Below are 10,036 nucleotides of genomic sequence, written 5' to 3' on the forward strand. Positions count from 1 at the left end.
CATGAGCCGTACCGCCCGCGTGGAGCGCGCCACCAGCGAGACCAAGCTGGTCGTCGAGCTGGACCTCGACGGCACCGGGAAGAGCTCGATCAGCACCGGCGTCGGCTTCTACGACCACATGCTCACCGCGCTGTCCCGGCACAGCGGCATCGACCTCACCGTGCAGGCCGACGGCGACCTGCACATCGACGCCCACCACACGGTGGAGGACGTCGCCATCGCGCTCGGCCAGGCGTTTGGCGAGGCGCTCGGGGACAAGAAGGGCATCACCCGCTACGGCGACGCCACGATCCCCATGGACGAGGTGCTCGTGCAGGCGGCGGTCGACCTGTCCGGCCGGCCGTACTTCGTGCACGCCGAGCCCGAGACCATGACGCCGATGATCGGGCCGGACTACCCGACGTCGCTGACCAAGCACGTCCTCGAGTCCTTCGCCTTCAACGCGCGGATCACCCTGCACGTGCGGGTGCTCTACGCCGGCCGCGACGCCCACCACATCGTCGAGGGCCAGTTCAAGGCGCTCGCCCGGGCCCTGCGCGCCGCCGTCGCGATCGACCCGCGGGTCGCCGACGTCCCCTCCACCAAGGGCGCGCTGTAACGGATGGAGTTCGGCGTCGTCCTCGTCGTCCTCGGCGGGTTCCTGCTGGGCGGGGCGTGGAGCATGTGGAAGGCGGACCACGACACGAGGGGCCGCACGGGCCCGCAGGTCCTGATCGCGGTCGTCCTGCTGGTGGCGGCGCTGCTGGCCACCGCGTCGGGGATCCTGAGGCTCGTCTGAGCGACCGGGACCGCCTCCCCGGGCCGGTCCTCGCCGACCGGCGGTGGCCGCGGTGCTCGAGCGGGCGCCCCGGGACCGGGCGGGAATCCCGGCGGGGACCGCGGCGCTGCCACGTACCGTGGCAGACGTGAAGAAGGTGGTCGTCCTCGACTACGGGTCCGGCAACCTGCGCTCGGCCGAGCGGGCGCTGGCCCGCGTCGGCGCCGACGTGACCGTGACCGCCGACCGCGACGCCGCCCTCGAGGCCGACGGGCTCGTCGTGCCGGGAGTGGGCGCGTTCGCCCACTGCATGCGGGAGCTGCGCGCCGTCGACGGGCCGCGCACCATCGGCCGGCGGCTGGCCGGCGGTCGGCCGGTGCTGGGCATCTGCGTCGGTATGCAGGTCCTGTTCGAGCGCGGGGTCGAGCACGGCCACGACGCCGAGGGGTGCGGTGAGTGGCCCGGCACGGTCGAGCAGCTGGAGGCGCCCGTCCTGCCGCACATGGGCTGGAACCGGGTCGAGGTGCCCGAGGGCAGCGTGCTGTTCGACGGCCTGGCCGACGAGCGGTTCTACTTCGTGCACTCCTACGGCGTCCGCGAGTTCACCCTCGGCCAGGACGGCCCGCCGTCGCGGCTGGCGCCGCCGAAGGTGACCTGGGCCGAGCACGGCGACCGGTTTGTCGCCGGCGTGGAGAACGCCGCGCTGTCGGCGACGCAGTTCCACCCGGAGAAGAGCGGCGACGCCGGCGCCCAGCTGCTCACCAACTGGCTGGCCACGCTCTGACGCGTCACGTCAGGGGGAAGGGCGGCTGCAGCCACCACGGCGCGTCGACCACCTCCACCCGGCGGACCCACTTCACCCACCAGTAGCCGCGCCGGCCCGGCGCGACCAGCCGCACCGGCGCCCCGTGCCCGGCCGACAGCGGCCGGCCCGCGCAGTGCGTGGCCAGCAGCAGCGCGCCCGCGTCGGCCAGCGGCAGCCGCCGCCGGTAGCCGGTCACGCTCACGACGTCGACGCTGCCGTCCTCCGGCAGCCCGGCGCCGGCCAGCAGCCGGTCCAGCCGCACGCCGCGCCACTCCTGCGTCGCGTACCAGCCGCCGGTGCAGTCGAGGACGGCGGTGACCGTGTCGCCGCGGTCGAGGTCGGCGGCGCGCAGCCGGGTCGTGCGGCCGCCCGCGACCAGCTCGACGGTCCCGCCGGCGTCGTCCGGGACGGCGTCGGTGAACCACTGCGTCACCGGCATGGCCGCGGGGTCGCCGCTGCCGCGCTCGTGCGAGCCGGTGCCGCGCCGGCGCGCGCCCGGTGCCCCGGTGAGCCGCAGGCCGCCCTCGACCGCGCCCCACAGCGCGGCCGCGGCGACGGCCAGGCCGCCGGCCCGCAGCAGCGCGCGGCGGGAGGCGTCGCCGCGCCGCGGCCGCTGCCGGCTGCCCACGGCGTGCACCGCCAGCAGCACCGCGGTGCCGACCGCCGTCGCGACGTGCACCTGCAGCAGCGCCACGCCGCCCACGGCCAGGCCGGGCCCCGCGACGGTGTGCAGGAGGCCGGTCACGACGGTCAGCCCGACGAGGACCGCGAGGCCCCACGCCGCCGTCGGGTCGCGCCGGCCGCGGGTGCGCGCCCGCGACCTGCGGACGACGACGGCCTTCCACGGCACGAGCAGCAGCAGGCCGAGCCCCGCCGCCCCGTGCGCGGCGGCCACCAGCCGCGAGGGCAGCGGCGTCCCGACGCCGAACGCGAGCACCCCGGTGCCGCCGGCCACGAGCAGGAGCACGAGCAGCCCGAGGTTCGTCCGGCGCCCGGCACGAGCGGGGAGCGCACCGCGCAGCATCCCCGGAGTGTCCTCCGCGCGCGCCTAGGGTGACCCGGTCCGGCACCCGGTCGAGGAGGACCCCGCTTGCCCGCGTCGCGCACGCCCGCCCCGGCACCCGAGCGCCGCGGGGGGCTGGCCGGCCCGCTCGTCACCCTGGCGCTGCTGGCCGGGCTGACCGTCTGGAGCGTGCTGGCGCTCCGGCCGCCGGCCCCCGCGCCCGCCGACGCCCCGGCGGCGTCGTTCAGCGCCGGCCGGGCCTTCGCGCACGTGCAGGAGATCGCCGCGCAGGTGCACGTCACCGGCAGCCCGGCGCACGAGCGCGTCGTCGACGGGCTGGTCGCCACGCTCACCGACCTCGGCCTGGACACCCGGGTGCAGAACGCCGTCGGCACCCGGCAGGCCGGCCCGGGGGCGGCGGAGATGGCGCGGGTGCGCAACGTCGTCGCGGTCCTGCCCGGCACCGACAGCACCGGCCGGCTGTTCCTCGTCGCGCACTCGGACTCGGTGGGGACCGGCCCCGGAGCCAGTGACGACGCCGCCGGCGTGGCCGCGATCCTCGAGACGGTGCGCGCGCTCAGCGAGGGCGAGCCGCTGCGCAACGACGTCGTCGTGGTCATCACCGACGCCGAGGAGGCGTGCCTGTGCGGCGCCGAGGCGTTCGCCGACAGCCACCCGCTGGCGAGCGAGGGCGGGGTGGTGCTCAACCTCGAGGCCCGCGGCACCACCGGCCCGCCGATCACGTTCGAGACGTCGCCGGGCAACGCCGGGCTGGCCGCGCGGTACGCCGCCGCGGTGCCGCACCCGGTGGCCAGCAGCTTCGCCGTCGAGGTGTACCGGACGCTGCCCAACGACACCGACTTCAGCGTGCTGCTCGGCGACGGCGACTTCACCGGCCTGAACACCGCCTTCATCGACGGCAACGCGGGCTACCACACCCCGCAGGACACCCCCGAACGGCTGGACCGGCGGACGCTGCAGGCCCTGGGCGACAACACCCTCGCCCTCACCCGGGAGCTCGGCGACGCCGACCTGACCGGCCTCGCCCGCCCCGGCGACGGCGACGCCACCTACTTCCCGCTGCCCACCGGGCTCGCGCGGTACCCGGGCGCGCTGGTGTGGCCGCTGGCGGGGGCGGCGGTGCTCGGCGTCGTCGTCCTGGCGCTGGTGGACCGCCGGCGCGGCTCCTCCGTGCCGCGGACGCTGCTCGGGACGGCGGCGGCGCTGCTGCCGCTCGTGCTGGCGCCGCTGGCGGTGACCGGGCTGTGGCGGCTGCTGGTGCTCATCCGGCCCGGCTACGCCTCGATGACCGACCCGTGGCAGCCGGGCTGGTTCCGGCTGGCGGCGGTCGCGCTCGTCGCGGTGGTGGTGCTCGCCTGGTACGCGCTGCTGCGCCGCCGCCTGGGCGCCGCGGCACTGCGCACCGGGGCGCTGGCCCTGCTCGCCGTCCTCGCGGGAGTCCTCGCGGCGCTGGCGCCCGGCGGGTCGTACCTGGCCGCGCTGCCGGCGCTGGCCGGCGCGCTCACCGGGCTGCTGCCTCGGCGCGCGCAGCCCGCCGGCGCGCTGGTCGCCGGGGCGGTCGCGGTCGTCGTCCTCGCGCCGACCGTGGCGCTGTTCCTCCCGGCGCTCGGCCTGGCCGGCGGGGCCGCGCCGGCGGCGGTCGCGACGGTGCTCGCCCTGGCCCTGCTGCCGGTGGTGGAGGGGCTGTTCCCGGCCGGCCGCGCGCGGCTGCGGACGCCGGCCGTGCCCGGGGTCGCCGTCGTCCTGACCGTGCTGCTCACCGCCGTCGGGCTGGCCGTGGACCGCTTCGACCCGCAGCACCCGGTGCCCAGCCGGCTGGTCTACGCCCTGGAGGCCGACACCGGCGAGGCGTGGTGGGCCAGCACCGAGGACGACCCGGGGGAGTACACGGCGCGCTACGTCGGCACCCCGCGGACGCTGCCGCACGACTACCCGTACCTCGCCGGGGAGGCGGTGGCGGCCGGGCCGGCGGAGGTCGCGGGCCTGCCGACGTCGCGGGTCGAGGTCGTCGACGACCGCTCCTCCGGCGGGCAACGGACGGTCACCGTGCGGGTCACGCCGCAGCGCGAGGTCCGGCTGGTGGTGCTGGACCTGACCGCCGACGGCGGCACGGTCACCGCCGCCCGCGTGGAGGCGCGCGACGTCCCGGCGCAGGCGCTGGGGGAGGACCGGCTGTGGGTCACCTTCCACGCGCCGCCCGCGCAGGGCGTGGAGGCGACGTTCACCGTGGACGGCGACGGGCCGCTGCGGCTGCGGGTGGTCGACGGCAGCGACGGGCTGGACGACCTGCCCGGCTTCGAGCCCCGCCCGCCGGGCGTGGACGCGGCCGGCACGCACAGCTCCGACCTCGTGGTCGTGGGGGCGACGACGGACCTCGGCTGACCCGCCGCCGCACGCCGACCTGTGGCCGTCCCGGCGCGGTCGGGGCAGCCGCAGGTCGGCACCGGGCGCTCAACCGCCGTGGCGGGCCAGCAGCTCCGCGCCGATCGCGGCCAGCTCCGCGCGCACCGCGGCGGGCTCGACCACCTCCACCGCGGCGCCGAACCCGGCCAGCTGCTCGGCGACCGCGCGCACCGTGTGGGCCGCGACCCGCAGCCGCACGCGCCCGTCGCCGTCCGGGCCGCCCTCGACGGCGCAGTGCCGGCCGAACCGGTCGCGCAGCACCGGCACCAGCCGCGCGGGCACCACCACCGTCGCGGCCTCCGGCGACCGGCGCCGCTCCACCTCGCCGACCACCTCGTCCCACGCGCCGGGCAGGTCGAGCCCGGCGGGCCGCTCGAAGCCCTCCCCGGTCACCGCCGGCGCCCCCATGCGGTCGACGCGGAAGGTGCGCCGGCCGGCGGCGGTGCCGGCCACCAGGTACCAGGTGCCGTCCTTGTCCACGAGCCCCCACGGCTCGGCCCGCCGCCGCCCGGGCGCGCCGCCGCGCCCGGCGTAGTCGAACTCCACCACCCGCCGGGCGACGACGGCGTCGAGCAGCAGCGCCACCTCCGGCCGGTCCCGGGCCTGCTCGCCCCAGCCGGCCGGGTCGACGACGACCGCCTCCGCGGCGGCCGCGGCCTCGGCGCGGAAGGTCCCCGGCAGCGCCCGCAGCAGCTTGCGCAGCGCGCCCCGGGCGTCCGGCCCGGCCGCGGTGGCGGGGCCGAGCAGCAGGAACAGCGCCCGCGCCTCGGGCCCGGTCAGGCCGGTCAGGTCGGTGCGCGCCCCGCCGACCAGCTGCCACCCGCCGCCCCGCCCGGCCTGCGGGTACACCGGCACGCCCGCGGCCGACAGCGCCTCCAGGTCGCGCCGGGCGGTCGCGACCGACACCTCCAGCTCGGCGGCGGCCTGCGCGGCGGTGACCCGGCCGCGGGCCTGGAGCAGCAGGAGGAGGGCCACCAGCCGGTCGGCGCGCACGCCGCCGAGGATGCCGCGGAAAGTGCTCAGGAGGTGAGCACTTCCCCGCGGAGCATGGGATCCAGCGGGACGCAGCAGGCGGACCGCCCGACGGAGGGACCCTCCCGTGCTCCGAGGACTGGCCACCGTGACCCTGCTCGCCGACGACGTCCCCGCCGCCGTCCGCTGGTACGCCGGCGTGCTCGGCACCGGGCCCTACTTCACCCGGCCGGTCGAGGGGCCGCCGGCCTACGTCGAGTTCCGCATCGGCGACGACGAGGACGAGCTCGGGATCATGGACGCCCGCTACGCCACCTGGGCCGCCGGGCAGCCGGCCGGCGTCGTCGTCCACTGGCACGTCGACGACCTGCCCGCCGCGCTGCGGCGCCTCGAGGACGCCGGCGCCACCGTCGTCTCCCCGCCCACCGTCCGCGGCGAGGGCTGGTCCACCGCGGTGGTCGCCGACCCGTTCGGCAACCTGCTCGGCCTCATCACCAGCCCGCACTGGGCCGCCGCGCACGGCGGCTGACCGGGCTCAGCTGCGCAGGTAGGACGCGCCGTTGACGTCGACGATCGTCCCGGTGCTGAACCGCGCCTCCGGCGACGCCAGCCACAGCACCGCCGAGGCCACCTCCTCCGGGCGCGCGACCCGGCCGAACGGCGACTGCGCGCGGACGGCGTCGCCACCGGGGCCGTCGAGCACCTCGCGCGCCATCTCGGTCTGCACGAAGCCCGGCGCCACCGCGGTGACCGAGATGCCCAGCGGCGCGAGCGCCAGCGCCATCGACTGCGCGAACGCGTTCATCCCGGCCTTCGAGGCGCCGTAGGCCGGGTTCTGCGGCTCGCCGCGGAAGGCGCCGCGGCTGGACACGTTGACCACCGCGCCGCCGCCGGCGGCCCGCAGGTGCGGCACGGCGCGGAAGGTCGCGTGGGCCGCGCCGAGCAGGTTGACCGCGAGCGTCCGCTCCCACACCTCCTGCCAGTGCTCGAACGACGACTCCAGCGGCGGGGAGGCGACGAAGACGCCGGCGTTGTTGACCAGCACGTCCAGCCCGCCCAGCGCCTCGGCGGCGGCGTCGACCATCGCGCCCACGGCCTCGGCGTCGGTCATGTCGGCCTGCACCAGCGCGTGGCCGGACCCGGGCAGCTCGGCGAGCACGGCCTCGGCGCGCTCCTTCGACGTGCCCCAGTGGACGGCCACCCGGTCCCCGCGCCCGGCGAAGGCGCGGGCGATCGCGCGGCCGATGCCGCGGGAGCCACCGGTGACGAGGACGGCGCGCGAGGAGGAGGTCACGAGCGGGCAGTCAACCAGCCCGGCCACCGGCGGCCCGCGTCACCACCGGCCCCGGTGGACGACCTCGTCCACGCCCCGCCGGCCGCGCCGCAGCGACGGCGAGCGCCGGTCGTCCCCGCCCGGGTAGCCGACCGACACGACGCCGACCGGCCGGTGGGTGCCGGGGATCCCGAACGCCTCCCGGACGGCGTCCACCCGCTCGGCCGGGACGCCGAACAGGCAGGCGCCGAGCCCCTCGTCGACGGCGGTCAGCAGCATCATCAGCGCCGCCATCCCGGCGTCGACGTCCCACCAGGGCACCGGCCAGCGGGTCTCGTCGCGATCGGTCCAGCCCTTGTCCGGCTCGGCGTAGCGGTCGAGGTAGGCGGCCTTCGACGACAGCGGGACCACCAGCAGCGGCGCCCGCCGCATCCGGGACAGCCACGCGTCGGGCGCGCCCTCCCCGGCGGTCACCGACCAGAACCGCTCCCGGTCGGCGGCCGACTCGAGCACCAGGAACGCCCAGCCCTGGGTGAACCCGGCCGAGGGCGCCCGGATCGCGTGCTCCAGCAGCCGCTCGCGCACCTCCGGCGGCACCGGCCGGTCGGGGTCGTAGTCGCGCACCATGCGGCGCCTGCGGACGACGTCGGCGAACTCCACCCCCGCAGCCTGCCTCGGGTGGGTCAGGCCACAGCGGGCCGGTCCCTAGGCTGGGAGCGTGCCCACCCTCCAGCTGCTCCCCGCCGTCGACGTCGCCGACGGCCAGGCCGTCCGACTCGTCCAGGGGGAGGCCGGCAGCGAGACCTCCTACGGCGACCCCCTCGACGCCGCCCTGCAGTGGCAGCGCGACGGCGCCGAGTGGGTGCACCTGGTCGACCTCGACGCCGCCTTCGGCCGCGGCAGCAACCGCGAGCTGCTCGCCCGCGTCGTCGGCGAGCTCGACGTCGACGTGGAGCTGTCCGGCGGCATCCGCGACGACGAGTCGCTGGCCGCGGCCCTCGCCACCGGCTGCCGCCGGGTCAACCTCGGCACCGCGGCGCTGGAGTCGCCCGAGTGGTGCGCCCGCGCCATCGCCGAGCATGGCGACCGCATCGCCGTCGGCCTCGACGTCCGCGGCACCCGGCTGGCCGCCCGCGGCTGGACCCGCGAGGGCGGCGAGCTCTACGAGACCCTCGCCCGCCTCGACGCCGAGGGCTGCGCCCGCTACGTGGTCACCGACATCACCAAGGACGGCACGCTGCGCGGCCCCAACCTCGACCTGCTGCGGGAGGTCTGCGCCGCCACGCCCCGGCCGGTGGTCGCCTCCGGCGGGGTCAGCTCGCTCGAGGACGTCCGGGCGCTGGCCGGGCTGACCGCGGTCGGCGTCGAGGGCGCGATCGTCGGCAAGGCCCTCTACGCCGGAGCGTTCACGCTGCCCGAGGCGCTGGCGGTCACCCGCGAGGTCTCGTCGTGACCGCGCGGCGGATCGGCTCCGGCGGGCCCTGGGAGGACGTCGTCGGCTACAGCCGGGTCGTCGTCGCCGGGGACTCGGCGTGGGTGAGCGGCTGCACCGCCACCGTCGACGGCGCGGTCGTCCACCCCGGCGACGTGGGCGCGCAGGCCCGGGTCGCGTTCGGCGTGCTGGTCGCCGCGCTGGAGTCGGCGGGCCTGACCGCCGCCGACGTCGTCCGCACCCGCATGTACGTCACCGACACCTCCCGCTGGGAGGAGGTCGGGCGCGTGCACGGCGAGGTCTTCGGCGCGGTCCGGCCGGCCACCGCGATGATCGGCGTGGCCTCGCTGCTGCACCCCGACATGCTGGTCGAGGTGGAGGCCGACGCGGTCCGGGGGGCGGGGACGTGAGCGAGCTCGCGAGACCACGCACGAGCAGAGCAGCCGGGCGAACGCCGCCGACGAGCGCCAGCGAGGAGGCGTCGTGAGCCTCGCGGTGCGCGTGATCCCGTGCCTGGACGTCGACGCCGGCCGGGTGGTCAAGGGTGTGAACTTCGTCGACCTGCGCGACGCCGGCGACCCGGTCGAGATGGCCCGCGTCTACGACGCCGAGGGCGCCGACGAGCTCACCTTCCTCGACATCACCGCCAGCTCCGGCGACCGGGAGACCACGTACGACGTCGTCCGGCGCACCGCCGAGAGCGTCTTCATCCCGCTCACCGTCGGCGGGGGCGTGCGCAGCCCCGACGACGTCGACCGGCTGCTGCGGGCCGGCGCCGACAAGGTCGCGGTCAACACCGCCGCGGTCGCCCGGCCCGAGCTGATCAGCGAGATCGCCGACCGCTTCGGCAGCCAGGTGCTCGTGCTCTCCCTCGACGCCCGCCGGGTGCGCGACGGCGCGGCCACCGACTCCGGCTTCGAGATCACCACGCACGGCGGGCGCCGCGGCACCGGCCGGGACGCCGTCGAGTGGGTGGTGCAGGCCGCGCAGCTCGGGGTGGGGGAGGTGCTGCTCAACTCGATGGACGCCGACGGCACCCGCGCCGGCTTCGACACCGAGCTGATCCGCGCCGTCCGCCGCGAGGTGAGCGTCCCGGTGGTCGCCAGCGGCGGCGCCGGGGCGGTCGAGCACTTCCCGCCCGCGGTCGAGGCCGGCGCCGACGCGGTGCTCGCGGCCAGCGTCTTCCACTTCGGCACGCTGCGGATCGGCGACGTCAAGGCCGCGCTGGCCGGCGCCGGCGTCCCGGTGCGCACCGCCGCGGACACGCCCCTGCGCTGACCGCGCCCGGCCGTCGTGCGCCGGCGGGGGGGGGGGGCGGGGGCGGGAGGCGCCGGCGGCGGCGGGCCGGCCGCCGGCCCGGGCGGCGGCGG

12 protein-coding genes are annotated in these 10,036 nt (G+C 77.8%); 8 read left to right on the forward strand and 4 right to left on the reverse strand.

Features of this window, described 5'->3' with window-relative positions:
- Position 1 precedes the first annotated feature (1 nt).
- From hisB to hisH, 3 genes are all read left to right on the forward strand, one after another.
- On the forward strand, positions 2-598 hold the full coding sequence (hisB, locus tag ACI79Z_RS21370) for an imidazoleglycerol-phosphate dehydratase HisB (RefSeq protein ID WP_456903893.1): 597 nt from the start codon (positions 2-4) through the stop codon (positions 596-598).
- Between the two features lie 3 nt (positions 599-601).
- Positions 602-778, forward strand: a complete 177-nt coding sequence (locus tag ACI79Z_RS21375) for a hypothetical protein (protein ID WP_387986597.1) — start codon at positions 602-604, stop codon at positions 776-778.
- Between the two features lie 127 nt (positions 779-905).
- Complete coding sequence (gene hisH / locus ACI79Z_RS21380; RefSeq protein ID WP_387986598.1) at positions 906-1,541, forward strand: imidazole glycerol phosphate synthase subunit HisH; 636 nt, start codon at positions 906-908, stop codon at positions 1,539-1,541.
- A gap of 4 nt (positions 1,542-1,545) precedes the next feature.
- On the opposite strand, the gene ACI79Z_RS21385 is transcribed toward hisH, so the two are convergent.
- Positions 1,546-2,586, reverse strand: a complete 1,041-nt coding sequence (locus ACI79Z_RS21385) for a molybdopterin-dependent oxidoreductase (protein ID WP_456903896.1) — start codon at positions 2,584-2,586, stop codon at positions 1,546-1,548.
- A 66-nt stretch (positions 2,587-2,652) separates the two neighbouring features.
- On the opposite strand from ACI79Z_RS21385, the gene ACI79Z_RS21390 reads away from it, so the two are divergent.
- A complete protein-coding gene (locus tag ACI79Z_RS21390; RefSeq protein ID WP_456903898.1) occupies positions 2,653-4,968 on the forward strand; it encodes a M20/M25/M40 family metallo-hydrolase in 2,316 nt (771 codons plus the stop codon).
- 69 nt (positions 4,969-5,037) lie between these two features.
- Here the strand turns inward: ACI79Z_RS21390 and ACI79Z_RS21395 are convergent, their stop codons facing one another.
- Positions 5,038-5,982: a helix-turn-helix transcriptional regulator gene (locus ACI79Z_RS21395; protein WP_456903900.1), complete on the reverse strand. Its 945-nt coding sequence runs from the start codon at positions 5,980-5,982 to the stop codon at positions 5,038-5,040.
- 106 nt (positions 5,983-6,088) lie between these two features.
- On the opposite strand from ACI79Z_RS21395, the gene ACI79Z_RS21400 reads away from it, so the two are divergent.
- Positions 6,089-6,490 (forward strand): VOC family protein, encoded by a 402-nt coding sequence (locus tag ACI79Z_RS21400; RefSeq protein ID WP_387986607.1) that lies wholly within the window; start codon positions 6,089-6,091, stop codon positions 6,488-6,490.
- Positions 6,491-6,496: 6 nt separating this feature from the next.
- Here the strand turns inward: ACI79Z_RS21400 and ACI79Z_RS21405 are convergent, their stop codons facing one another.
- Both ACI79Z_RS21405 and ACI79Z_RS21410 read right to left on the reverse strand, forming a co-directional pair.
- A complete protein-coding gene (locus ACI79Z_RS21405; protein WP_387986609.1) occupies positions 6,497-7,255 on the reverse strand; it encodes an SDR family NAD(P)-dependent oxidoreductase in 759 nt (252 codons plus the stop codon).
- Between the two features lie 39 nt (positions 7,256-7,294).
- Entirely contained in the window at positions 7,295-7,894 is a 600-nt protein-coding gene (locus tag ACI79Z_RS21410) for a nitroreductase family protein (RefSeq protein ID WP_456903903.1), read from the reverse strand.
- Between the two features lie 58 nt (positions 7,895-7,952).
- Here ACI79Z_RS21410 and priA point away from each other — a divergent pair, with 58 nt between their 5' ends.
- The 3 genes from priA to hisF all read left to right on the forward strand — a co-directional run bounded on the left by priA (position 7,953) and on the right by hisF (position 9,944).
- The gene (gene priA / locus ACI79Z_RS21415) at positions 7,953-8,687 is read left to right on the forward strand and encodes a bifunctional 1-(5-phosphoribosyl)-5-((5-phosphoribosylamino)methylideneamino)imidazole-4-carboxamide isomerase/phosphoribosylanthranilate isomerase PriA (RefSeq protein WP_387986614.1); all 735 of its coding nucleotides are present in this window, start codon (positions 7,953-7,955) and stop codon (positions 8,685-8,687) included.
- The gene (locus ACI79Z_RS21420; RefSeq protein ID WP_387986617.1) at positions 8,684-9,076 is read left to right on the forward strand and encodes a RidA family protein; all 393 of its coding nucleotides are present in this window, start codon (positions 8,684-8,686) and stop codon (positions 9,074-9,076) included. Before priA ends, ACI79Z_RS21420 begins: the two co-directional genes overlap by 4 nt.
- A 73-nt stretch (positions 9,077-9,149) precedes the next feature.
- A complete protein-coding gene (hisF, locus tag ACI79Z_RS21425) occupies positions 9,150-9,944 on the forward strand; it encodes an imidazole glycerol phosphate synthase subunit HisF (RefSeq protein WP_387986619.1) in 795 nt (264 codons plus the stop codon).
- The last annotated feature ends 92 nt before the right edge of the window (positions 9,945-10,036 follow it).

Source organism: Geodermatophilus sp. SYSU D00663 (assembly GCF_054050655.1).

Coding starts and splice junctions, on each gene's coding strand:
- hisB (WP_456903893.1), top strand. CDS start 2: ATGAGCCGTACCGCCCGCGTGGAGCGCGCCACCAGCGAGACCAAGCTG.
- ACI79Z_RS21385 (WP_456903896.1), bottom strand. CDS start 2,586: ATGCTGCGCGGTGCGCTCCCCGCTCGTGCCGGGCGCCGGACGAACCTC.
- ACI79Z_RS21375 (WP_387986597.1), top strand. CDS start 602: ATGGAGTTCGGCGTCGTCCTCGTCGTCCTCGGCGGGTTCCTGCTGGGC.